The 24045-nt window shown below is 67.5% G+C and carries 23 protein-coding genes; 19 read left to right on the top strand and 4 right to left on the bottom strand.

What is annotated here, in order from left to right:
- Positions 1-681 precede the first annotated feature (681 nt).
- The 4 genes from A9Z05_RS13370 (at position 682) to A9Z05_RS13355 (ending at position 4283) form a co-directional block, all read left to right on the top strand.
- Positions 682-1590: an NAD-dependent protein deacetylase gene (locus A9Z05_RS13370; protein WP_069618489.1), complete on the top strand. Its 909-nt coding sequence runs from the start codon at positions 682-684 to the stop codon at positions 1588-1590.
- The gene (locus A9Z05_RS13365; RefSeq protein WP_069618488.1) at positions 1587-2228 is read left to right on the top strand and encodes a DUF938 domain-containing protein; all 642 of its coding nucleotides are present in this window, start codon (positions 1587-1589) and stop codon (positions 2226-2228) included. The genes A9Z05_RS13370 and A9Z05_RS13365 overlap by 4 nt, the downstream gene beginning before the upstream one ends.
- 97 nt (positions 2229-2325) lie before the next feature.
- Positions 2326-3738: an NADP-dependent phosphogluconate dehydrogenase gene (gene gndA, locus A9Z05_RS13360; protein WP_069618487.1), complete on the top strand. Its 1413-nt coding sequence runs from the start codon at positions 2326-2328 to the stop codon at positions 3736-3738.
- A 200-nt stretch (positions 3739-3938) separates the two neighbouring features.
- Positions 3939-4283, top strand: a complete 345-nt coding sequence (locus tag A9Z05_RS13355) for a DUF4148 domain-containing protein (RefSeq protein WP_069618486.1) — start codon at positions 3939-3941, stop codon at positions 4281-4283.
- A 111-nt stretch (positions 4284-4394) separates the two neighbouring features.
- Here the strand turns inward: A9Z05_RS13355 and A9Z05_RS13350 are convergent, their stop codons facing one another.
- Entirely contained in the window at positions 4395-4715 is a 321-nt protein-coding gene (locus A9Z05_RS13350; RefSeq protein ID WP_011694691.1) for a hypothetical protein, read from the bottom strand.
- A 419-nt stretch (positions 4716-5134) separates the two neighbouring features.
- Here A9Z05_RS13350 and A9Z05_RS13345 point away from each other — a divergent pair, with 419 nt between their 5' ends.
- Positions 5135-5869 (top strand): M23 family metallopeptidase, encoded by a 735-nt coding sequence (locus A9Z05_RS13345; RefSeq protein ID WP_069618485.1) that lies wholly within the window; start codon positions 5135-5137, stop codon positions 5867-5869.
- Between the two features lie 65 nt (positions 5870-5934).
- Here the strand turns inward: A9Z05_RS13345 and A9Z05_RS13340 are convergent, their stop codons facing one another.
- Complete coding sequence (locus A9Z05_RS13340) at positions 5935-6573, bottom strand: Pr6Pr family membrane protein (protein ID WP_069618667.1); 639 nt, start codon at positions 6571-6573, stop codon at positions 5935-5937.
- A gap of 228 nt (positions 6574-6801) precedes the next feature.
- Between A9Z05_RS13340 and A9Z05_RS13335 the strand changes: the two genes are divergently transcribed.
- From A9Z05_RS13335 to A9Z05_RS13315, 5 genes are all read left to right on the top strand, one after another.
- Positions 6802-7338, top strand: coding sequence for a cytochrome b (locus A9Z05_RS13335; protein ID WP_069618484.1), 537 nt, complete (start codon positions 6802-6804; stop codon positions 7336-7338).
- Positions 7339-7496: 158 nt separating this feature from the next.
- Positions 7497-7865 carry a DUF2946 domain-containing protein gene (locus tag A9Z05_RS13330; protein ID WP_069618666.1) on the top strand — a complete coding sequence of 123 codons (369 nt, stop codon included), beginning with the start codon at positions 7497-7499 and terminating at the stop codon, positions 7863-7865.
- Positions 7866-7947: 82 nt separating this feature from the next.
- A complete protein-coding gene (locus A9Z05_RS13325) occupies positions 7948-10080 on the top strand; it encodes a TonB-dependent copper receptor (protein WP_069618483.1) in 2133 nt (710 codons plus the stop codon).
- A gap of 221 nt (positions 10081-10301) precedes the next feature.
- Entirely contained in the window at positions 10302-11396 is a 1095-nt protein-coding gene (locus tag A9Z05_RS13320; RefSeq protein WP_069618482.1) for an alpha/beta hydrolase, read from the top strand.
- A 3-nt stretch (positions 11397-11399) separates the two neighbouring features.
- The gene (locus A9Z05_RS13315) at positions 11400-12434 is read left to right on the top strand and encodes a lipase secretion chaperone (protein ID WP_069618481.1); all 1035 of its coding nucleotides are present in this window, start codon (positions 11400-11402) and stop codon (positions 12432-12434) included.
- Between the two features lie 30 nt (positions 12435-12464).
- On the opposite strand, the gene A9Z05_RS13310 is transcribed toward A9Z05_RS13315, so the two are convergent.
- On the bottom strand, positions 12465-13988 hold the full coding sequence (locus A9Z05_RS13310) for a PLP-dependent aminotransferase family protein (protein ID WP_069618480.1): 1524 nt from the start codon (positions 13986-13988) through the stop codon (positions 12465-12467).
- Between the two features lie 187 nt (positions 13989-14175).
- Here A9Z05_RS13310 and A9Z05_RS13305 point away from each other — a divergent pair, with 187 nt between their 5' ends.
- The 5 genes from A9Z05_RS13305 (at position 14176) to A9Z05_RS13285 (ending at position 20328) form a co-directional block, all read left to right on the top strand.
- The gene (locus tag A9Z05_RS13305; RefSeq protein WP_069618479.1) at positions 14176-15279 is read left to right on the top strand and encodes an ABC transporter ATP-binding protein; all 1104 of its coding nucleotides are present in this window, start codon (positions 14176-14178) and stop codon (positions 15277-15279) included.
- A 76-nt stretch (positions 15280-15355) separates the two neighbouring features.
- Entirely contained in the window at positions 15356-16402 is a 1047-nt protein-coding gene (locus A9Z05_RS13300; protein ID WP_069618478.1) for an ABC transporter substrate-binding protein, read from the top strand.
- A gap of 111 nt (positions 16403-16513) precedes the next feature.
- Entirely contained in the window at positions 16514-17779 is a 1266-nt protein-coding gene (locus tag A9Z05_RS13295; RefSeq protein ID WP_069618665.1) for an ABC transporter permease, read from the top strand.
- Positions 17780-17816: 37 nt separating this feature from the next.
- Entirely contained in the window at positions 17817-18653 is an 837-nt protein-coding gene (locus tag A9Z05_RS13290; protein WP_050011405.1) for an ABC transporter permease, read from the top strand.
- Positions 18654-18909: 256 nt separating this feature from the next.
- Positions 18910-20328, top strand: coding sequence for an MFS transporter (locus tag A9Z05_RS13285; protein WP_084044230.1), 1419 nt, complete (start codon positions 18910-18912; stop codon positions 20326-20328).
- Between the two features lie 64 nt (positions 20329-20392).
- Here A9Z05_RS13285 and A9Z05_RS13280 read toward each other — a convergent pair whose 3' ends face one another.
- On the bottom strand, positions 20393-22126 hold the full coding sequence (locus A9Z05_RS13280) for a protease pro-enzyme activation domain-containing protein (RefSeq protein WP_069618477.1): 1734 nt from the start codon (positions 22124-22126) through the stop codon (positions 20393-20395).
- Between the two features lie 381 nt (positions 22127-22507).
- Between A9Z05_RS13280 and A9Z05_RS36910 the strand changes: the two genes are divergently transcribed.
- The 4 genes from A9Z05_RS36910 (at position 22508) to A9Z05_RS13265 (ending at position 23947) form a co-directional block, all read left to right on the top strand.
- On the top strand, positions 22508-22711 hold the full coding sequence (locus A9Z05_RS36910; RefSeq protein WP_176730202.1) for a hypothetical protein: 204 nt from the start codon (positions 22508-22510) through the stop codon (positions 22709-22711).
- A gap of 53 nt (positions 22712-22764) precedes the next feature.
- Positions 22765-23088, top strand: coding sequence for a helix-turn-helix transcriptional regulator (locus A9Z05_RS13275; RefSeq protein WP_059837851.1), 324 nt, complete (start codon positions 22765-22767; stop codon positions 23086-23088).
- Positions 23088-23519: an SRPBCC domain-containing protein gene (locus tag A9Z05_RS13270; protein ID WP_069618476.1), complete on the top strand. Its 432-nt coding sequence runs from the start codon at positions 23088-23090 to the stop codon at positions 23517-23519. Before A9Z05_RS13275 ends, A9Z05_RS13270 begins: the two co-directional genes overlap by 1 nt.
- A complete protein-coding gene (locus A9Z05_RS13265; protein WP_069618475.1) occupies positions 23516-23947 on the top strand; it encodes a DUF1801 domain-containing protein in 432 nt (143 codons plus the stop codon). Before A9Z05_RS13270 ends, A9Z05_RS13265 begins: the two co-directional genes overlap by 4 nt.
- The last annotated feature ends 98 nt before the right edge of the window (positions 23948-24045 follow it).

The following is a 24045-nucleotide window of genomic DNA, read 5'->3' as shown; positions in this document are numbered from 1 at the left end:
AGCCCGGCAATCGCTTCAGTGGGTCGGATGTATCGAAGACGGGGACAAGAGAATGAAAAAAGACCGAAACGCAACATGCCGTGTTGCAAGCATGAATCGCCGACCTGCCAGGGTATTCGCTTCGCCGTTGATCGCGGCGACGTGAGCGAGCGGCTTTCCGTTCCATCCGAACAATCGGGTTCGTTCTGAACGACGGCGTGCAAGCGTGACGCACGCGTCCGACCAACGCCGGTCGGCCGTCCGGGATGAACCGCGAACGCGGGCGGATGGCCGCGGCCCGGATCCCGAATCGTCATGCCATGGCGCAACGCACACCGTCGCGCGGCGAATGCGCTTGCACGCCGCGCATGACGGCGGCGTGACGAGCGCGACGAACAGGATCGGGTCTGGAAAGCCGATGACGCGCCGATGTGCGCGGCAGTGCGGAACACGCGAAGTCCGGGGGAGCGTCCGTCGATCGCGGTACGACGGGCGTCGCAACATTGTGCTGTCAGTTGATCCACTACCCCGATGGATCAATTGTTGGAGCGCCCGTCGCCGAGCGGCGATGGGCGTCTTTTTGCGTCCTGTTGCGTGCCGCGGCAGCCCGCCCGATTGCACGGCGTTCTGTATCATGTGCTGGCGCGCGTGGCCGCCCGTGCGGGCGCACGGCCTGCCGGCGCGCCCGATCACGTTGCCAACATGAACGACAAAGCCTTGCCCGACCCCTCCCTCGCCGACGTCGATCCGGCTGCGCTCGATGCGCTGCAGACGTTCGTCGAGCGTCATCCGCGCCTGCTCGTGCTGACCGGCGCGGGCATCAGCACCGATTCCGGCATTCCCGGCTACCGCGACCGCAACGGCCAATGGATGCGCTCGCCGCCGATCCAGCTCAACGAATTCCTCGGCTCCGATGCCGCGCGGCGCCGCTACTGGGCGCGCAGCATGATCGGCTGGCCCGTGGTCGGCCGCGCGCGGCCGAACGGGTCGCACGTCGCGCTGGCGCGGCTCGGCGGCGCGGGCCGGATCGAGCGTCTCGTCACGCAGAACGTCGACGGCCTGCATCAGCGCGCGGGCAGCGACGACGTGATCGAACTGCACGGCGGCATCAACGGCGTGACCTGCCTCGACTGCGGCGCGCATCATGCGCGGGCGACGATCCAGACCGTGCTCGAAGCCGACAATCCCGAACTGCTGGGCGCGCAGGCCGAGCCGGCCGCGGACGGCGACGCGCATCTCGAATGGGCCGCGCTCGATACGTTCCGCATCCCGGCGTGCCCCGCGTGCGGCGGCCTGCTGAAGCCGGCGGTGGTGTTCTTCGGTGAAAACGTGCCGCGCGAGCGCGTGGCGCTGGCGTCGCAGGCGCTCGAAGCGGCCGACGCGCTGCTCGTCGTCGGCTCGTCGCTGATGGTGTATTCCGGCTACCGCTTCTGCGTGTGGGCGCAGGCGCAGCACAAGCCGATTGCCGCACTCAATCTCGGCCATACGCGCGCCGACCCGATGCTGACGCTGAAGGTCGAGGCGCGCTGTGCATCCGCGCTCGACGCACTCGTGACGCGGCTGGGGCTCGGAAGCAACATCGACAGCGACACGGCGGAGCGTGCATCGTGACCGGCGACGCTTCTTCTCACGATCCGTCCGCGCGGCTGTCGGCGCCGGCGGCCGAACGCAATCGCGGGCCGATCCTCGACGTGCTCCGCCGCGTGCTGCCGGCGACCGGCAGCGTGCTCGAAATCGCGAGCGGCACCGGGCAGCACGTCGTTCACTTCGCGCAGGCGTTGCCGGGCCTGCACTGGCAGCCGAGCGATCCCGACGCGCAGGCGCGGCGTTCGATCGCCGCGTGGGTCGCGCATGCGGGCCTCGCGAACGTCGCGGGGCCGCTGGCGTTCGACGTGCGCGACACGCCGTGGCCGGTCGCGGCGCTCGACGCGATCGTCTGCATCAACATGATCCACATCTCGCCGTGGGCCTGTACGGAAGCGCTGTTCGCAGGCGCGTCGCGCGTGCTGCGGCCGGGCGGCGTGCTGTTCCTGTACGGCCCGTACCGTCGCGAAGGCCGGCATACGGCGCCGTCGAACGAAGCCTTCGACCGCCAGTTGCGCAGCCGCGACCCGTCGTGGGGCGTGCGCGATCTCGAGACCGTCGTCGCGCTCGGGCTCGATCGCGGGCTCGACTGCATCGAGGTCGTCGAGATGCCGGCGAACAACCTGAGCGTCGCGTTCCGGCGCCTGCCGCACGCGGAGCAATGACACGCGAGCGGGCAGCGCCGCCGGGTTTCCACTATCCTTTCGCCTGTGCGCGCGGTCCGGCTCGGGTCGCGCCCCGTTTTTTCCGGAGAATTGACTAATGGGCAAACAAGCAATCGGTGTGATCGGGCTCGCGGTGATGGGCCGCAATCTCGCACTCAATATCGAGAGCCGCGGTTACGCGGTGTCGGTGTTCAACCGCAGTCGCGAGAAAACCGACGAACTGATCGCCGAATTCCCCGGCCGCAATCTGGTGCCGACCTATACGCTCGAGGAATTCGTCGCGTCGCTCGAAACGCCGCGCCGGATCCTGATGATGGTGAAGGCCGGGGAAGCCACCGATGCGACGATCGCATCGCTGAAGCCGCTGCTCGAAAAGGGCGACGTGCTGATCGACGGCGGCAATACGCACTTTACCGACACGATCCGCCGCAACCAGGAACTCGCGCAGTCGGGCCTGCATTTCATCGGCACCGGCGTGTCGGGCGGCGAAGAGGGCGCGCTGCGCGGCCCGTCGATCATGCCGGGCGGCCAGCGCGACGCGTACGATCTCGTCGAGCCGATCCTCAAGCAGATCGCCGCGAAGGCGCCGTCGGACGGCGAGCCGTGCGTCGCGTACATGGGCCCGGACGGAGCGGGCCACTACGTGAAGATGGTCCACAACGGCATCGAATACGGCGACATGCAGCTGATCGCCGAAAGCTACGCGGTGCTGAAGGACGTTGCGGGCCTGACCAACGACGAACTCGGCGCGGTGTACACCGAATGGAACCAGGGCGAGCTCGACAGCTACCTGATCGAGATCACGTCGAAGATCTTCGGCAAGAAGGACGAAGAGACCGGCAAGCACCTCGTCGACGTGATCCTCGATCGCGCCGCGCAGAAGGGCACCGGCAAATGGACGAGCCAGAACGCGCTGGATCTCGGCGTGCCGCTGCCGCTCATCACGGAGTCGGTGTTCGCGCGCGTGCTGTCGTCGCTGAAGACCGAGCGCGTCGCGGCGAGCAAGATCCTGTCGGGCCCGGCCGCCGCGCCGTTCGACGGCGATCGCGCCGCGTTCGTCGAAGCGGTGCGCCGCGCGCTGTACCTGAGCAAGGTGATCTCGTACGCGCAGGGCTTCGCGCAACTGCGCACGGCGTCGGAAGAATACGGCTGGAACCTCGATCTCGGGACGATCGCGAAGATCTTCCGCGCGGGCTGCATCATCCGCGCGCGCTTCCTGCAGAAGATCACCGACGCATACGCGAAGGATCCGGCGCTCGCGAACCTGCTGCTCGACCCGTACTTCAAGGACATCGCCGCGAACTACCAGACCGCGCTGCGCGACGTCGTGGTGGCCGCGGTGAAGGCCGGCGTGCCGGTTCCGGCGTTCGCATCGGCGGTCGCGTACTTCGACAGCTATCGTTCCGAGCGGCTGCCGGCGAATCTTGTGCAGGCGCAGCGCGACTTCTTCGGCGCGCATACGTTCGAGCGCACCGACAAGCCGGGCAGCTTCCACGCGAACTGGTCGTGACCGGCTGGCGAGGACAGCATTGTTGCGAAAATCTATTCTCTGAATAGGGTTTTTCTATCCCGGATGCCAGCATTGTTGGCTCCGGGGAAACAGTGTTTTCGTTCTTTCATGGTTTTCCCTAGGTGCTGCCGGGACTAAACTCTGTTCCATCGCTGCAGACATGGTGTGTGCGGCGGAGCAAAAAAATCCCGGAGGTAATCATGAAATCGCTGATCGCAACGTTCGCTGCTGCTGCTGTCCTCGCCGTCCCCGCCGTCTCGTTCGCCCAACAGAACGCGCCCGTCACCCGTGCCCAGGTGAAGGCCGAACTGGTCCAGCTCCAACAGGCCGGCTACAAGCTGGGCAGCGACCGGACCAACTACCCGGAAGGCATCCAGGCTGCTGAAGCGCGTGTGAACCCGCAACAGAACGTCGCCGCCGCCGACACGACCGGCTACGGCGCACAACCGGCCGCCGGCCAGGAATCGGGCGTACCGGCTGCCGCCAAGACCGGCTGGCAAGTCAAGCGTATCGCTGACGGCGCACCGGTCTACAAGGGTCGTTAATGGTACGGCCGCGCTGGCGACCCGATCCGACCCCCTGTAGTACAACAGCCCGTCGTTCCGCATAACGGAACGACGGGCTGTTTTCATTGGCGGCGCGCAATGCGCCGGCATTCAGTGTAGCGGGCGTCTGCCGCGCCCGATATCGCGGAACAGTGCTTCCGCCGGTTCCAGCACCTGCAGCCACGTTTCGTCGTAACCGCTCAGCGTGTCGAGCGCGTCGCGCAGCCGTTCGATCGCGAGGACCGGCAGCTCGACGCTGTGGCGCGTGGCGCCGGTCAGGTGCGTGACGCTCGCCAGCTGGACGAGAGCATCGGCCGCTTCGGCGACGTCGGTCGCGAACAGCAGGTGCCGGTTGAGCAATTCGACCAGACCGCTGGAACCGGCGAAATCGTCGGCGTCGAGCTGCACGGAAAGAAACGTCGCGTTATTCATTGTCATGCTCCTCGTTGTCGTTGGATCGCGCTGCGCATCACCGAGTATAGGCGGCGATCGAAGCGGACAATATGACGCCGCCGATCCGGCAGCCGCCGGGGGCGCCTCCGCGAAAAACCGCAAGCGGCCACCGGGCGGCCCGCCCGACACGGCTCGCAGGCCGCCGGGGGCCCGCGCGACGCCGCAAGATTGTTTCCGGATCGGGCAACTGTCGGGGCCCTGACCGCGACAAATGGTATCTTTGCCGATCGGGACGATGCGAAAAAGGGCCGGTGAGCGCTTCGCACCCACGTTCCGCTGTGGAAACTGACGGCCGCGAAAGCGGTCGGATACTGATTGATCCGGCCGTTCGGCCGGACATCGTGCGTCGCGCGCCGGGGGGCGGTGGGCGGCGCAACGACGCAAATCCGGGAGGACCCTTGAGAGAAACTATTCCCATCCACGACGCGCTCACGCGCTGGCTGCCGCAGGCGGCGCTCGTCGCCGCGGCCATTGCGCTGGCGGGCTGCACGATGACGCCGTGGACCGACAGCTGGCAGCCCACGCGCCAGCCGGCGCCCACGTCGGCGGCGACGCCGGGCGTGATTGCCGGTTATTACCGCGTGAACCCGGGCGATACGCTGGCGGGCATCGCGAACGCCTACGGGCAGCGCGTGCAGGACGTCGCCAACTGGAACCGCATGGCGCCCACGGACGCCGTGTCGCCGGGCCAGGTTCTGCGAGTCGCGCCGCCGCAGGCCGCGACCTCGTACGGGCAACCGCCCGCGGCCGCCGCCCAGCCGGGCTCGCTCGCATGGCCGGCCACGGGCGTCGTCGCGGCGCCGTTCTCGGCCGGCAAGACGCGCGGCGTCGTGATCGCCGCATCCGGGCCCGACCATTCGGTGCGGGCCGCGGCAAACGGGCGCGTCGTGTACGCCGGCTCCGGCGTCAAGGCATACGGTCCGCTCGTGATCCTGAAGCACGACAACGGGCTCATCACGGCCTACGGGCACAACGGCAAGCTGCTCGTCAACGAAGGCGACGCGGTGCGTCAGGGCCAGCCGGTCGCCGAAATGGGCATCGACGCGAGCGGTCGCTCGACGTTCGAGTTCGAAGTCCGCCAGAACGGCAAGGTCGTCGATCCGATGAACTTCCTGCCGCGCAACGGCGGCTGATCGTCGGTATCGCCACGTGTGCGCCGGCCGGCGCACACGTTCCCGCCTCTTTCACCTTCCCGCCTTCATCCTTCCTTAAGCGTCGCGCTGCCAGACTGTCTCGCATGATTACCGAGCCAGCAAATGCACAACGCGAGCGCCGCCGCGCCGAGCGCGATCAGCGAACACTGGATCGCGACGGGCAGGTAGCCGTGCGGCCGCGGATCGACGAACGGGTAGGGGTACCAGTTCTCCACCGCGCCGCGCACGAGCGTATAGCCGAGATAGACGACCGGAAAGCCGAGCCACGCGAACGCACTGCGGCGCGGAATCGGCGAGCGCGGTTCGACATACAGCCAGTCGCACAGCATCACGAGCGGCACGATCCGGTGCAATACCCAGTTGTTGAATGCCGGCGTGACGTGGAGCAGCGCATCGAGCCGCGCAAGCAGCAACTCGTAAACGATCGCGGTGATCAGCACGTACAGCACGGCCGCGCCGCGCATCGATTCGTAGCGGGCCGAGCCGGGGCGCGCGATGCGCCACAGCCCCGCGGCCAGTATCGCGGCCGCGTAGAGGCTGCTCAGTTGCGTGAAGTAGCTGAGGTAGTTGCCGAGATGGAAGCTTGGCAGGCGCCAGTAGTCGGCGACGCTGTGCAGCGTGGTGGACACCGCGAGCAATGCGGCGATCAGCCGGTAGGCCGCAACGAAGAACGCTTTGCTCATGATGCCCGCGCGCCGTCGCACCAAAGCTTCATCGTGCCACAGCCGCCCGGGCGCGCGATGCGGATTTTCCATAGGACGCGCCGACGCGCGGCGCGCGCCGACGATTCATCGGATATTTGACCGCGCCGTGCAAGACCGGCCGCCCGTGCGGCTACAATCGCCACAGCTTTGCCGGGCGCCGATCGTTTGCAGTAGGCGCCCCTTCCCGAATACGACACGAGACGAAGCATGAAAAACATCCTCGCAAAACAGACGCGCTACAGCTCGCCCGCGATCTTCTTCCACTGGGCCATCTTCCTGCTGGTCACGCTGGCCTACCTGGCCATCGAGATCCGCGGACCGAAGGGCAGCGACAGCCGGGCGTTCTGGATGAACGTGCACCTGACGGCCGGTACGTTCGTCCTCGTGCTGTCGGTGCTGCGCGTGCTGTGGCGCGTCGTCAGCCGCGTGCCGGAACCGATTCCGCAGACGACGCTGCTGCGCTGGCTGTCGAAGCTCGCGCATTTTGCGCTTTACGCGTTCATCATCGCGCAGCCGCTGCTCGGCATCATGACGATCAACATGGGCGGCAAGCCGGTGTCGCTCGACTGGCTCGGCGTGTCGTTCACGCTGTTCGGCCCCGACAAGGCGCTGCGGCCCACGATCAAGGAGGTGCACGAGCTGATCGGCAATGCGTTCTACTTCGTGATCGGCCTGCATGCGCTGGCCGCGCTCTACCATCATTTCATCCGGCGCGACGACGTGCTGCGGCGCATGGTTCCCTGATCGTCCGGCTGCCGGCACGTGCAGCACGCGGGGGCGCATGGTTGTGTCGACAACCATGCGCCCCCGGTTCGTTTACCGTGCGTCCGCACTGGTCATCACGTTGAACATTCTGTAACATCGCGGCTGTTTTTTTACATTCCGCTGACTCGTTGCCGTACATGCTGCACCGACATCGTCACCTGACTGCCTGGCTTGGCCTGCTCGCGATCTGGATCGCGATCGCGGCGCCGCTGGTGTCGCAGTGGCGTATCGCACAGACGGCCACGCCCGAGGCGATCGTCTGCAGTACGGAGCATGCTGCGCATCGTTCGTCCGATGCGCGCGGCATGCAAGATCATGCGCTGCATCTCGACGCATGCGGCTACTGCGGCTTCTTCGCGCATAGCCCGGCCATCGGCGCGCCTGCCGCCGTGTCGGTCGGCTCCATTCCCGTCGTTTCCGTTTCCGCCGCCGCGTCGCCTGCCGTCGCGGCACGCGGCGACCACTATCCGCGCGCCTATCCGCGCGCACCGCCCGAGCGCGCCTGACGCGTTTCTTCCGTTCTTATCACCGCCACTATCCGTGCGGCCCGTCGAGGCCGCGTGGAGGGCGTCACTCGGGCTTTCGATCATGACCAATTCCCAGTTGCGTGCGCCGCGGGCGCTACGCAAAGCCGGTGTGCGGCCTCTGCCGCGCATGCTGAAACTCACCGTTCCCGCGCTCGCCGTCGGCGCGCTGGCCGCGAGCGCTGCCGCTGCCGACGCCACGCGTGCTGAAGGTGCGCCGACGGGCGATGCGGCCATGCTGTTGCCGCCCGTCGAAGTCGTCGCGTCGCCGCTGTCGACGCCGCTCGTCGTCGTCACGGATCCGAAGGCGCCGCGCCAGCCGCTGCCCGCCAGCGACGGCGCCGATTACCTGAAGACGATTCCGGGCTTCACGTCGATCCGCAGCGGCGGCACGAACGGCGACCCCGTGCTGCGCGGGATGTTCGGATCGCGGCTGAACATCCTCGCGAACGGGATGCCGACGCTTGGCGCGTGCCCGAACCGGATGGATGCGCCGACGTCGTACATCGCGCCGGAAAGCTATGACAAGGTCACCGTCGTGAAGGGGCCGCAGACCGTGCTGTACGGTCCGGGCGCGTCGGCGGGCACCGTGCTGTTCGAACGCGTGACGCCGCGTTTCGAGCGACCCGGCATGCGCTTCGACGGCAGCCTCGTCGGCGGATCGTTCGGCCGCAACGACCAGAACGTCGACCTGACCGCCGGCACGCCGGACGTCTATGGCCGCGTCACCGCGAACCACGCGCATTCGCAGGACTACCAGGACGGCAACGGCAACACCGTGCCGTCGCAGTGGGACAAGTGGAACGCCGATGCAGCGCTCGGCTGGACGCCCGACGACCATACGCGCGTCGAGCTGACCGCCGGCACCGGCGACGGCTATGCGCGCTATGCGGGCCGCGGAATGGACGGCGCGCATTTTCGCCGCGAGACGTTCGGGCTGTCGTTCGACAAGCGGCATCTGGGCGGCGTGCTCGACCGGATCGAGGCGCGCGTGTACTACAACGAAGCCGATCACGTGATGGACAACTACACGTTGCGGCAGCCCGACCCGACGAGCAGCATGCCGATGCGCATGGCCGCGGACGTGCGGCGCCGCACGGTCGGCGCGCGTGCGGCCGCGACGTTGCGCTTCGGCGACGACGTCAAGCTCGTCACGGGTGTCGATGCGCAGTCGAACCGGCTCGATTCGCGTTCGTCGATGGGGTGGCAGAACTACCGCGACCAGCCGTGGGATGCGCAGGCGACGATGTGGAACGCGGGCGTGTTCGGCGAGCTGACGTGGTATGCGAGCGACGTCGCGCGCGTGATCGGCGGCGCGCGCGTCGACTATGCGAGCGCACGCGACAAGCGCGCGATGAAGCGCGGGATGATGACGAGCAAGCCGAATCCGACTTTCGACGACGATCGGACGAAGGTGCTGCCGAGCGGCTTCGTGCGCTACGAGCGCGATCTCGCGTCGCTGCCCGTCACGTGGTACGCGGGGATCGGCCACGCGGAGCGTTATCCGGACTACTGGGAACTGTTTTCCGCGACGCGCGGGCCGGCCGGTTCGGTCAACGCATTCTCGGCGGTGCAGCCGGAGAAGACCACCCAGCTCGACGTCGGCGCGCAATACAAGAGCGACCGGTTCGATGCGTGGGTGTCCGCGTACGCGGGCTACGTCCAGGACTTCATCCTGTTCAACTATGCGGCCGGCATGATGGGCCCGAGCACGCAGGCCACCAACGTCAACGCGCAGATCATGGGCGGCGAAGCCGGCGTGTCGTGGCGGCCGGTCGCGCCGCTGCGCGTCGAGACGTCGCTCGCGTATGCGTGGGGGCGCAACGTGGCGAACGGCGATCCGCTGCCGCAGATGCCGCCGCTCGAAGCGCGCATCGGGCTCGAATACACGCGCGGCGCATGGTCGGCGGGCGGGCTGTGGCGCGTCGTTGCGCCGCAGCATCGCTACGCGCCGAACGAGGGCAACGTGGTCGGCAAGGACTTCGGCCCGAGCGCCGGATTCGGCGTGTTGTCGCTGCATACGCAGTACAACGTCAGCAAGACCGTACAGATCTCGGTCGGCGTCGATAACGTGCTGAACAAGGCCTACACCGAGCATTTGAACCTCGCCGGCAATGCCGGATTCGGCTATCCGGCGAACGCGCCGGTCATGGAGCCGGGGCGTACCGCATGGGTGCGCGTGAGCGCGAAGCTGTAGCCCGGATCGCGCGTGTGCGTCGCAGCATGCGCGTGCCTGAACGCCGCACCGCCCGAACGGGCGGCGCGCGTCAACCGATTAGAGAGCCGTATCTAGTCGGGGCGCAAACGTTCGCGAGTCGTGCTTCACTCCCGCATTCGACCCACGCGGTGCGCGCAATGCGGCGTGCGTGTCGATCCGGTGTCATCCGCACCGGCAGCACAATAATCAGGAGAACATGCATGGCCAGATCGATGCGTTCAAGGGTAATGGCAGGGGCAGTGGCATGCGCGATGAGCGTCGCGCCGTTCGCGGCGACGACCGCGCTGACGACGCTCGCGACGACGCACACGGCGATGGCGGCAACCGCGCCCGCCGACGACTATGCGACGACGCGCTATCCGATCATTCTCGTGCACGGGCTGACCGGCACCGACAAGTATGCGGGCGTACTCGACTACTGGTACGGCATCCAGGAAGACTTGCAGCAGCATGGCGCGACCGTCTACGTCGCGAACCTGTCGGGCTTCCAGAGCGACGACGGCCCGAACGGGCGCGGCGAACAACTGCTCGCTTACGTGAAGACGGTGCTCGCCGCGACCGGCGCGACCAAGGTCAATCTCGTCGGGCACAGCCAGGGCGGGCTGACGTCGCGCTATGTCGCGGCCGTCGCACCCGATCTCGTCGCGTCGGTGACGACGATCGGCACGCCGCATCGCGGCTCCGAGTTCGCCGACTTCGTGCAGGGCGTGCTCGCATACGATCCGACCGGATTGTCGTCGACGGTGATCGCCGCGTTCGTCAATGTGTTCGGGCTCCTGACGAGCAGCAGCCACAACACGAATCAGGACGCGCTCGCGTCACTGAAGACGCTGACGACCGCGCAGGCCGCCACCTACAACCAGAACTATCCGAGCGCGGGCCTCGGCGCGCCCGGAAGCTGCCAGACCGGCGCGCCGACCGAAACCGTCGGCGGCAACACGCATCTGCTGTATTCGTGGGCCGGCACGGCGATCCAGCCGACGCTTTCCGTGCTCGGCGTGACGGGCGCGACGGACACGAGCACGATTCCGGTCGTCGATCCGGCGAACGCGCTCGACCTGTCGACACTCGCGCTGCTTGGCACGGGCACGGTGATGATCAACCGAGGCTCGGGCCAGAACGACGGGCTCGTATCGAAGTGCAGCGCGCTGTACGGCAAGGTGCTCAGCACGAGCTACAAGTGGAACCACATCGACGAGATCAACCAGCTGCTCGGCGTGCGCGGCGCGTATGCGGAAGATCCGGTCGCGGTGATCCGCACGCATGCGAACCGGTTGAAACTCGCGGGCGTGTGATCGATGGCGGCACGTGAAGGGCGCGCGCCGCTGGCGCGGCGCGCTGCAATCTACGGTGTCGTGGGACTGGCGGCGATTGCCGGCGTCGCGATGTGGAGCGCTGCGGGATCGCATCGCGGCACGGGCGCCGCGGCTGACGTGCCGGATGCGGCCGCGACGGGCGGCGTGGCGGCCGCTGCGCCCCAGCCGGCCGTACCGGCCAGTGCGGGGTTGCCGACGTCGCTCGCCGGTTCCAGCGCGCCGCGCCTGCCGCTCGATGCGGGCGGCCATCTCGCGAAATCGCGCGCAGTGCGCGATTTCTTCGACTATTGCCTGACCGCACAGAGCGACCTGAGCGCGGCCGCGCTCGATGCGTTCGTCGTGCGCGAGATTGCCGCGCAGCTCGACGGTTCGGTCGCGCAGGCCGAGGCGCTCGACGTGTGGCGCCGGTACCGCGCGTATCTCGATGCGCTCGCCAAATTGAGCGATGCCGGTGCGGTCGACAAGGCTGACCTGGGCGCGTTGCAGCTCGCGCTCGACCAGCGCGCGTCGATCGCGTATCGCACGCTCGGCGACTGGAGCCAGCCGTTCTTCGGCGCGGAGCAGTGGCGTCAGCGCTATGACCTCGCGCGATTGAAGATTGCCCAGGATCGCTCATTGACCGACGCGCAGAAGGCCGAGCGGCTCGCGGCGCTCGAGCAGCAGATGCCGGCCGACGAACGCGCGGCGCGGCAGCAGGTGGACCGGCAGCGCGCCGCGATCGACCAGATCGCGCAATTGCAGAAGCGCGGCGCGACGCCCGACGCGATGCGCGCGCAATTGACGCAGACGCTCGGCCCCGAAGCCGCCGCGCGCGTCGCGCAGATGCAGCAGGACGATGCATCGTGGCAGAGCCGTTACTCGGACTACGCGGCGCAGCGTGAGCAGATCGAGTCGGCCGGCCTGTCGCCGCAGGATCGCGACGCGCAGATCGCCGCACTGCGGCAGCGTGTGTTCACGAAGCCCGGCGAAGCCGTGCGCGCGGCGTCGCTCGATCGCGGAGCGGGCAGCGCGCATTGACGAACCGGGCGCCGCCGTGTGCGGCAGGCTTCACGCGGCGCGTGTGACGTTCCGCGGCAGATGTTGCTCGATGGTATCGGCGAGCGTGTCGAACGCGGGGCGGATGCTTTCGTGCGCGACGCATGCATAGCCGAGCAACAAACCCTGCCGCGCGGTATCGAGGTTGCTGTAGTAGCTGGTGAGCGGGCGCACGATCACGCCCGCGTCGAATGCGCTCTGCGTGACCGCGCGATCGTCGCACGCGTCGGGCAGGCCGAGCACCAGATGCAGGCCGGCCTCGTCGCCCATCACCGGCAGCGCGTCGCCGAAGCGCGCGCGGATCGCGTCGATCATCAGTTGCCGGCGCTCGCCGTACAGCGTGCGCATTCGTCTGACGTGCGAAGTGAGGTGGCCGTCCATGATGAATTCGGCGAGCACGGCCTGCTGCATCAGCTGGCCTTCCCGATACAGCTCCGACAGCCCGGTGCGGAAGGTGTCGACCAGATGCTCGGGTACGACCATGTAGCCCATCCGCAACCCCGGGAACAGCATCTTGCCGAGACTGCCGACATAGATCACGCGGCCACCCTCGTCGAGCCCCTGCAGCGACGCGAGCGGGCGGCTGCCGTAACGGAATTCGCTGTCGTAGTCGTCCTCGATGATCCAGCAGCGGTGCTGGCGCGCATATTCGAGCAGCATGCGGCGCCGCGCGAGGCTCATCACCATCCCGAGCGGGTACTGATGCGACGGCGTGACGAGCACGAGCCGCGGCGGATGCTGCATGTCGCTCGCGCGCGGGTCGAGCCCTTCCTGGTCGACCGGCACCGGCGCGAGCGTGAGGCCGGCCGCCTGCAGCACGCTGCGCACGCCCCAGTAGCACGGTTCCTCGACCCACGCGCGATCGCCGATGTCGGACAGCAGCCGCACCGCGAGATCGATCGACTGATGAATACCGGTCGTGATGATCACCTGGTCCGGCGAGCATTTGACCGAGCGCGCGACGCGCAGGTAGTCGGCGAGCGCGCGCCGCAGCGGCCGGTAGCCGCCGCCCGGCGCATACGTCAGCAGTTCCGGATTGGCCTCCTTCCACAGCCGCGCCTGCAGCCGGCTCCACGTGCGGCTCGGGAATTCCGCCACGTCCGGCACGCCCGGCATGAACGCCCCCCACTGGCGCCGCGACACGCCCGCATGCTCGACCAGTTGCCGCCCGCGCATCGACAAGCTGCCCTGTGCGTCGGGCGGCGGCAGTTCGTCGACGGCCGGCGGCGGCGGCGCGGCGCCCGGCGCACGGATCGCCGCGGCGTCCGGCCGCGTGTCGGCCACGTAGGTGCCGCTGCCGGTCGTCGTCAGCACGTAGCCTTCGGCCGTCAACTGGTCGTACACGTGCAGCACCGTATTGCGCGCGATCGACAGGTCGCCCGCGAGCGTGCGCGAACTCGGCAGCTTTGTGCCGGGCCCCAATTCCCCGGTCAGGATGGCCTGCTGCATCAATTGCAGCAGTTGCCGGTACATCGGTTCGGGCGAGTTGCGGTCCAGACGGGCGGACAGCCAGTCGGCGAGGATCACGGTATCCAAAGTGGTCCTACTAGGAATATTGAAATGGTTCCCTAGTATAGAACCGTGCGGGCCGTATAGTCGGTCCGTCTCACAAGAAAACGCCGGGCCGCCCCAAGTTTTCTTGACCCCTCGGGGGGCCTGGCGCGCAGCGACAGGTTTGGGGGCGTTCATAAACGTTTTGTTGCGCAGCAAGGGGACAGCCACGATGAAGTCCGATGATGTGATCGTCAGCTTTCGCGGCGTGCGGAAGACCTACGACGGCGAGACGCTGGTCGTCAAATCGCTCGACCTCGACATCCACCGAGGGGAATTCCTGACGCTGCTCGGGCCGTCCGGCTCGGGCAAGACGACCTGCCTGATGATGCTCGCCGGCTTCGAATTCCCGACCGGCGGCGAGATCCGCCTCGACGGCGAGCTGCTGAACAACGTGCCGCCGCACAAGCGCAACATCGGCATGGTGTTCCAGAACTACGCGCTGTTTCCGCACCTGACGGTCGAGCAGAACGTCGCGTATCCGCTGACGGTGCGCAAGCTGCCGCCCGCCGAGCGCGCGGAGCGCGTCGCGCATGCGCTGAAGATGGTGCAGATGGAACGCTTCGCGAAACGCTATCCGGCGCAACTGTCGGGCGGCCAGCAGCAGCGCATCGCGCTGGCCCGCGCGCTCGTGTTCGAGCCGAAGCTGGTGCTGATGGACGAGCCGCTCGGCGCGCTCGACAAGCAGCTGCGCGAACACATGCAGTACGAACTGAAGGCGCTGCACGAAAAGCTCGGCGTGACCTTCGTGTACGTGACCCACGACCAGGGCGAGGCGTTGACGATGTCCGATCGCGTCGCCGTGTTCGACAAGGGCATCGTGCAGCAACTCGACACCGTCGACCGCCTGTACGAATCGCCATGCAACGAATTCGTCGCGAACTTCATCGGCGACAGCAACCGGCTGCGCGGCACCATCGCGCGCGTCGACGGCGAATTCTGCGAATTCCGGCTCGACGACGGCACGAAGCTCGTCGGCCGCCATATCGGCGAAGCCGCCGAGGGCGCATCGGCCGTCGCGTGCATCCGCCCCGAGCGCATGAGTCTTGCCACACACGGCGCGAACGGCGCGAATGGCACCGCCGCCAATTGCGTGAGCGGAGAGGCGCGCAGCCTCATCTATTTCGGCGATCACGTGCGCATGCGCTGCGCACTGCCGGGCCAGGACGAATGCTTCGTGAAGGTGCCGCTCGGCACCGGCGCGCTCGACGCGTTCTCGCCCGGCGCACCGGTCTCGCTTGCGTTCTCGCCCGAACACCTGCGCGTGTTCGCGTGAGCATGGTTTACCCGGTTTTCCGCAGCACGTCGTCAACAACAAAGCCTACTTCCACCACGAGAGGAGAGGAACCATCATGAAACGAGCAAGCTTTACCGCCCGCCGCACGGCGCTCGCGCTGGCACTGGTCGCGTTCGGTGCATCGGCCACCGCCGCCGAGCTCACGGTCGTCAACTTCGGCGGCGCGAACGGCGACGCGCAGAAGGTCGCGTTCAACCAGCCGTTCGAGAAGGCGACCGGCAACAAGGTCACGGCCGTCGAGTACAACGGCGAGCAGGCGAAGGTGAAGGCGATGGTCGAGGCGAAGCACGTCAACTGGGACGTGGTCGAAGTCGAATCGGGCGACCTGAACCGCGGCTGCGACGAAGGGCTGTACGAGAAGCTCGACTGGTCGAAGATCGCGAAGAAATCCGACCTGATTCCGGAAGCGCCGCAGGTGTGCGGCGTGGGCTTCTTCGTGTGGTCGACCGCACTGTCGTACAACGCGGACAAGCTGAAGTCGGCGCCGACCGGCTGGGCCGATTTCTGGAACGTGAAGAAATTCCCCGGCAAGCGCGGGATGCGCAAGGGCGCGCGGTACAACCTCGAATTCGCGCTGATGGCCGACGGCGTCGCGACGAAGGACGTCTACAAGGTGCTCGGCACGAAGGCCGGCCAGGATCGCGCGTTCAAGAAGCTCGACGAGCTGAAGCCGTACATCCAGTGGTGGGAAGCGGGCGCGCAGCCGCCGCAGTTCCTGGTGGCCGGCGACGTCGTGATGTCGACCGCGTACAACGGCCGCATCGACGCCGCGCAGAAGGAAGGCAAGAACCTGAAGGTCGTGTGGAACGGCAGCATCTACGACCTCGACTACTGGGCGATTCCGAAGGGCTCGCCGAACAAGCCGCTGGCCGAGCAGTACATCGCTTACTCGCTGACGCCGAAGCCGCAGCAGGCGTATGCGCAGCACATCGCGTACGGCCCGACGAACGTCGCCGCGATCAAGTCGCTCGACGCGAAGACGCTCGCCAACTTGCCGAACTCGCCGGCCAACGGCAAGAACGCGGTACTGGAGGACATCGGCTTCTGGACCGACCACAGCGACGAGCTCGAACAGCGCTTCGCCGCGTGGGCAACGAAGTAACCGGTCAGGCATCCTCACGGGTGTCGTGATGCAACCGGCCGCGCGACGCGTCGATCGCGTCGCGCGGCATTCCGCCGGAACGTGCCCGGCCGGAGAAAACCGTTGGATACGATGACGATCGCGCCTTCCTCGCCGTCGACCGCCGCGCTCAAGCGCGAGCTGAAGGCCGCCGAGTCCCGCAAGCGCACGATGGCGCTGCTGCTGATCGCGCCGCTCGCGATTTTCCTGCTGCTGATTTTCGTCGTGCCGATCGGCACGCTGCTCACGCGCGCGGTGCAGAACCCGGAGATCGCGACCGCGTTGCCGAACACGGTCGCCGCGTTGTCGGGATGGGACCGCAAGACGCCGCCGGCGGATGCGGCCTATGTCGCGCTCGCGGCCGACATGACGAAGGTGGCCGACAGCGAGGCGATGGGCGCGCTCGCGCGGCGCCTGAACACCGAGATTCCCGGCTATCGCTCGCTCGTCGCGAAGACGGCGCGTGCGATGCCGCTGAAGGGCGACGGTAACGCGGGCGACGCGGCGCTGACGCCCGCGCAGACCCGCGCGAAATTCATCGATCTCGATGCGCGCTGGGGCGACGTCGCATACTGGCAGTCGATCGCGAAGAACGGCAGCCAGGTGTCGCCGTTCTACCTGCTCGCCGCGCTCGATCACAAGCAGGACGGCTTCGGCCATATCGTGCAGGCCGATCCCGACCAGTCGATCTACCTCGCGATCTTCGGGCGCACGTTCGTGATCGGCGTGGCCGTCACGCTGTTCGCGCTGCTGCTCGGCTATCCGCTCGCGTACTGGATCTCGACGCTGTCGGAACGGCGCGCGAACCTCGTGATGATCCTCGTGCTGATTCCGTTCTGGACATCGGTGCTCGTGCGCGTCGCCGCATGGATCGTGCTGCTTCAAAGCGAAGGGCTCATCAACACGGCGCTGCTCGGCAGCGGGCTGATCTCGCATCCGCTGACGCTGCTGTTCAACCGCGTCGGCGTGTACATCTCGATGACGCACATCCTGCTGCCGTTCATGATCCTGCCGCTCTACAGCGTGATGAAGTCGATCCCGCCGACCTATCAGCGCGCGGCGGTGTCGCTCGGCAGCCATCCGTTCGCCGCGTTCTGGCGCGTGTACGTGCCGCAGACCTATCCGGGCGTCGGCGCGGGCGCGCTGCTCGTGTTCATCCTCGCGATCGGCTACTACATCACGCCCGCGCTGCTCGGCGGGCCGAACGACCAGATGGTCAGCTACTACGTCGCGTACTTCACGAACGTGACGATCAACTGGGGCATGGCGTGTGCGCTCGGCGGGCTGCTGCTCGCGGCGACGCTCGTGCTGTATGCGGTGTACGGGCGCTTCACGCGCACCAACGTGAGCCTCGGCTGAGCGCCGGGCACAGGGAAACGGGAAGGGGATGCCGATCATGAAACTCGCCAGGCCGCTGTTCGCGCCACACATGTCGTTCGTCGAGCGCGCGTGGTACGTCGCGCTGCGCGTGCTCGTCGTGCTGACGCTGCTGTACCTGATCCTGCCGGTGCTCGCGATCGTGCCGCTGTCGTTCTCGTCGAGCACGTTCCTCGTCTATCCGATCCCGGGTTTCTCGACGCGCTGGTACGAGAACCTGCTCGCCTCGGACGAGTGGCGGATGGCCGCGAAGAACAGCTTCATCGTCGCGCCGTCGGCGACCGTCGTCGCGACCGTGCTCGGCACGCTCGCGGCCATCGGCCTGACGAAAGCCGACTTCCGCGGCAAGGGGCTGCTGATGGCCGTACTGTTGTCGCCGATGATCGTGCCCGTCGTCGTGGTTGGCGTCGGCATGTACCTGTTCTTCGCACCGCTCGGGCTCGCGAATACCTACACGGGGCTGATCGCCGCGCACGCGGCGCTTGGTGTGCCGTTCGTCGTGACGACGGTGGCCGCGACGCTGCAGGGCTTCAACCATAACCTCGTGCGCGCGAGCCTGTCGCTCGGCGCGAATCCGGTCACGACCTTCTTCCGCGTGACGCTGCCGGTGATCGCGCCGGGCGTGATGTCGGGCGCGCTGTTCGCGTTCGCGACGTCGTTCGACGAAGTGGTCGTCACGCTGTTCCTCGCGGGCGCCGACCAGACGACGCTGCCGCGCCAGATGTTCACGGGCATCCGCGAAAACATCAGCCCGACGATCGCTGCGCTCGCAACGATCCTGATCATCTTCTCGACGAGCCTGCTGCTCGCGCTCGAATGGCTGCGCGGCCGCAATGCACGGCGTGCGGTGTCGTAAATAGCGGCGGCCGGCCGAACGCCGTCCGGCAGGCCGCGAGCCCGCCGATCGTTGCTTCTTCGATGATGCCGCGCGCGCGGCGCGGCGTGCCGAAGCTTTCGTTTCGCTGACTGACGAAGCGCTCGCCTGCACGTTCGATACGGCTCTGCAACAATACGGGTCGCGGTGCCGCGTACTCCATCGCTGCTGCACGGAGCATCCGGTGCCGCGCCGCTCAATCCGCGGCGCCACGCGTCGCTCGTCAGCCGAGCCCATCTTGTCCGAATTCGCTTCCCCCGCCGGCGCGCGCGAGCCGGCCGTCAACTGGCGCGCGATGTCCGCCGTGCTGCTGGCCGTCGCGCTCGCGACGCTCGACACCGCGATCGCGAACACCGCGCTGCCCGCCATCGCGACCGACCTGCATGCGTCGCCGGCCGCGTCCGTATGGATCATCAACGCGTACCAGCTCGCGATGGTCGCGACGCTGCTGCCGTTCGCGTCGCTCGGCGACATCGTCGGCCACAAGCGCGTGTATGTCGCCGGGCTGGCGGTGTTCACGCTGGCGTCGCTCGGATGTTCGCTCGCGGCGACGCTGCCGATGCTGACGGCCGCGCGCATCGTGCAGGGCTTCGGCGCGAGCGCGATCATGAGCGTCAACGTCGCGCTGATCCGCGGCCTGTTTCCCGCGCACCGGCTCGGGCGCGGCGTCGGCTTCAACGCGCTCGTCGTCGGTGTGTCGTTCGCGGTGGGGCCGACGATCGCGTCGCTGATCCTGTCGGTGGCCGCGTGGCCGTGGCTGTTCGCGATGAACGTGCCGCTCGGCGTGTTCGCGCTCGCGGTGGCGATTCCGTCGCTGCCGCAGACGGCGCGCGGCAAGCATGCGTTCGATCCGGTGGCCGCGCTGTTCAACGTGATCACGTTCGCGTCGCTGATTTTCGCGCTCGGCGAATTCGCGCAGCGCGGGCCGCTGTCGGTCGTGTTCGCGGCGGCCGCGGTGGCATTCGCATTCGGCTGGCTGCTGATCCGCCGCCAGGCCGGGCATCCGGCGCCGATGCTGCCGGTCGACCTGTTCCGCCGGCCCGTGTTCACGCTGTCCGCGCTGACTGCCGTGTGCGCGTTCGCCGCGCAGGGGCTCGCGTTCGTGTCGCTGCCGTTCTATTTCGAAACCGTCCTGCATCGCAACGCGGTCGAGACGGGATTCCTGATGACGCCGTGGTCGGCGATCGTCGCGCTCGCCGCGCCGATCGCGGGGCGGCTGTCGGATCGTTACCCGCCCGGATTGCTCGGCGCGATCGGCCTGGCGTTGCTGAGTGCGGGCATGGTGTCGCTTGCCGCGCTGCCGGCGTCGCCGGGCGTCGTCGACATCGGCTGGCGGATGATGCTGTGCGGCGCGGGCTTCGGCTTCTTCCAGTCGCCGAACCTGAAGGCGCTGATGTCGAGCGCGCCGCCCGAGCGCAGCGGCGGCGCGAGCGGGATCATCGCGACCGCGCGGCTGATCGGTCAGGCGACGGGCGCGGCGCTGGTGGCGCTGTCGTTCGGGATCGCGGGCCGCCACGGGCCGACGCTTGCGTTGATGCTCGGTGCGGGTTTCGCGGGCGCGGCGAGCGTCGCGAGCGGGCTGCGGCTGTTCGCGCCGTCGCATCGGACCGGCGCGCCGGTCGTGTCGGAACGCGTGGAGGAACCGGCGACGGAGTAGCGTGCGGGACGATCACAACCGGCGCGCGGCAAGCCATCGCCGCGCGCCGGTCTTCATGCATCGCTCAGAACCCGCCCGACTTGATCAGCTGGTTGAGGTTCGCGATGTTCAGGCTGCCGAAGCCGGTCGTCAGATCCCAGCCGGTGCCGGCCTTGTAGCCATACCCCTGGTAGCCGTTGTTGCCCGACACGACGTCATAGCGCACGAGCGACGGATGCGACGGAATGTCCGCATAGAAGTTGGCGGCCGGGAAGCCGAGGCCCGTGCCGTTCGCCGCGAGCAGGCGTGCCCAGAAGCCCGTGAAGATCGGCGCGGCGAGGCTCGTGCCGCCGATCTGTTGCAACTGGCCGTAGTTGTAGATGTACGCGCCCGTGCTTTGCGCGGCATCGAACGCGACGTCCGGCAACTGGCGATTGCTGCCCGACTGCCACGACGGCGCGGGCAGGATCGTGCTGACGCCGCCGCCCGTCGCCCACAGCTTGCCGTTCGAATCGAGCCCTTCGTTCCACACCGTCTCGTTCGAGAACGCGCCGGCCGACGTCGTGTAGAGCGTCGTGCCGCCGATCGCGAGCACGTGCGGCGACGAAGCCGGCCACGACACCGTGTAGTTCGAGCCGTCCGGATAGCCGCGGTTGTTGCACTCGTACACGCCTTCGTCGCCCGACGATACCGAGAACGTCTGGCCTTGCGCGGCTGCCGTCGTGAAGATCTGCTCCTCGGCGTCGAGCGTGCCGTCCGCGTCCGCATCGGTTTCGCACCAGCCGAGCGACACGTTGATCACCTTCGCGGTGTTGTCCGACACCGCGCGGTTGAACGCCTGCGTGAGGCCCGTGTTGCCGGCGGCGTTGAGATCCGCCATGTAGAACACGAGCTTGCCGACCTGGCCGCCGGCCGAGCCCACGATCGACTGGCTGTCGAGATCCCATTCGCCCTGGCCGTCCTGATCGTCGCTGTAGCTGCCGCCCGTGCCGTTGGTCTTGACGGTCTGAGTGGTGACCGTGCCGTAGCCGTTGCTCGACGTGAACTGCTTCAGGTCCTGCAGCGTTTGCGACACGCCGCCGATCGTGATGATGCCGACGGTCACGCCGGCCGCGGTCGGCACGCCGGTCGCGTTGTAGAGGCCCGGAAATTCCTTCGGATAGTGGCCCGTCGCCGTACCGGCCGCGAGCGCCTGCGGCTTCGCCACGTTGCCGATGCGCAGCATCGGCCGCGCCCGCGCGACACTTTGCAGCCCGAGCACCGAGCCGACCACGTCGCCGAGCGCGCGCGGCACTTGCGCGGTCGACGTATTGGCGAAGCCCGAACGGCCCGCGTACTCGAAGTGCACGAGCGACGTGTTGAACGCGGCCTTCACCGTGCCGGCCGTGCCGCTGGCGGAGATCAGCAGCCGGTTCGGCGCGACCTCGACATTCGTGAAGCCGCTCTTGTGCAGATAATCGACGACCGACTTCACCTGCGCGTCGGTCGGCGCGTAGTTCGCGAGGAACTGCTCGTGCGTCAGGTACTGGCGGTAATGCGCGCTGCCGGGCCGGTTCACGTCGCGCGCCAGTTGCTTGAGCTGCGCGGCGTTGCGCAGCTTCAGGCTGACGACGACGTTGGTCGTTTCACCGGCTGCCAGTTCGAGCGACGGCGCTGCACTGCGCGCCATCAACTGCGGGCCGGTCAGAAAGGCCTTCGTATGAGTATCGACCCAATCCGTCGCCGCGTGCGCTGCTGCGGCGGCGAACACGAGCGGTGCCACGCACGCGAGGCGGCGGGGCGACGGAAGGGGAAGGGCAAACCAGGCGTTCCTTTTCATCGGGAGTCCTTTTTAGGAGAGGCGACGTTACTGGAACCCCCGGCCCTTGTGGGGCCGCGAGCGGTGACGAGCGTAGGGCGTCGGTGCCGTTCGGGTAGCTGCCATTTTCCATAGCTGTCAGTTCTGACAACGGAAGGCATGACTGCATGCACGGCGTCGGACGCGCCGGCAATGGCGAAGCCGATGCGCGGAACCGGTTCGCGGTACGACGGCGCGGCAACGCGCGTCGCTCACACGCACGACTCGTTCGTTGCGGCAGCGGAATGTGCGCGGTCGTGGAAGGAAGGGGCGCGTGGATGCATGGCGTTTGCGTGTCAATGGCGACACGCCGTATCGCACTATGTGGTCATTGGAAGCGACTCGTCAGGAACGGTTGCGCGCATGCACAACAACGGGGCCGGCGAAGCTCGGACGTTTCCCGAACTGTGGAACAGCGCATCGGCCAGTCTTGCAGGCCGCTTTCGGATCGAGCGGCGGCATCGCGGATTAGAGGAAATGCTCGAATCGGGCGTCGACGAGAGCCGGTGCGACGCACGCGCCGGTCGCTTGGGATCGGGCCACGTCATTCATGAAATCCCGCCTTGACGCGGGCCGATCAGCGCATATCCTTCAATCCATAANNTTATGGATTGAAGGATATGCAAAACGCTCAGGACACGCTTTTCCGGACACTCGCCGACCCCACGCGCCGTGCGCTTTTCGAGCGACTCTGCGCGGAGGGCGAACTGACGGTTGCCGCGCTGACCGCCCATGCGGGCGTGTCGCAGCCGGCGGTATCGAAGCATTTGGGCGTACTGAAGCAAGCCGGGCTCGTGAACGACCGTCACGAAGGCCGGCAGACGCACTACAGCGCACAGCCGCAGGCGCTGGCCCCGCTGATCGACTGGACGAGCCAGATGGCAGGCTTCTGGCAGAACCGGTTCGATGCCCTCGAAGATCTGCTCAAAAGGATGGATCAGTAATGAACCAAGCCTCTACCGAAACGCGCTCCGTCGTCGTCGACCGGGAGCTGGCGCATCCGCCGGAGAAGATCTGGCGCGCGCTCACGCAACCGCACCTGATCGAGGCGTGGCTGATGAAGAGCGACTTCGAGCCCGTCGCGGGCCGTGCATTCACCTTTCGCGCGGACTGGGGCTCGGTCGACTGCACGGTCCTCGCGATCGAGCCGCACCGTACGCTGTCCTATTCGTGGGCGGCCCACGGCCTCGAAAGCGTCGTCACGTGGACGCTCACGCCGACGCCGGCCGGCACGCACCTGCGCATGGAGCAGGTCGGCTTCCGCCCCGACCAGGAGCAGGCGTACCGCGGCGCGCAGTATGGCTGGGTACGGTTCTTCGAGTCGCTCGAACAGGTGTTGTCGCGTCCTGACACGCAAACGGAGGCCCGCGCATGAGTGCAACGGAGCTGCAACCGTCCGAGCGCATCGACGCACTGATCGCCGGCATCACCGACTGGCGCCGCAAGACGTTCGCCGAGCTTCGCCAGACGATCCTCGCGGCCGACGAAGGCATCGTCGAGGAATGGAAGTGGATGGGCAGCCCCGTGTGGTCGTGCGACGGGATGATCGCGGTCGCGAACGCGCACAAGGGCAAGGTGAAGCTGACCTTCATGCACGGTGCGAAACTGCCCGATCCCGACCAGTTGTTCAACGATGGTCTCGAAGGCAATGCGCGGCGCGCGATCGATTTCTTCGAAGGCGACAACATCGACAAGCGGGCGTTGAAGCACCTCGTGCGCGCGGCGATCGAATACAACCGCACGCATCTGAAGAAGAACGCACGAGGGGCCGCCGCGAAGGCGCGCGGCGACAAGGCGGCGTAAGGCCGCATCAAGCGCAGGCGAAAAAAAGCCCGACACGAGGTCGGGCATCCAAATCGGCCGCAACCGCCCGCGAGGCGGCTGCGGCACCTGCAAAAGCC

It is taken from the genome of Burkholderia sp. A2 (assembly GCF_001729305.1).
Taxonomy (GTDB): Bacteria; Pseudomonadota; Gammaproteobacteria; order Burkholderiales; family Burkholderiaceae; genus Burkholderia; species Burkholderia sola.
This window is presented reverse-complemented; position numbering and strand designations above follow the sequence as displayed.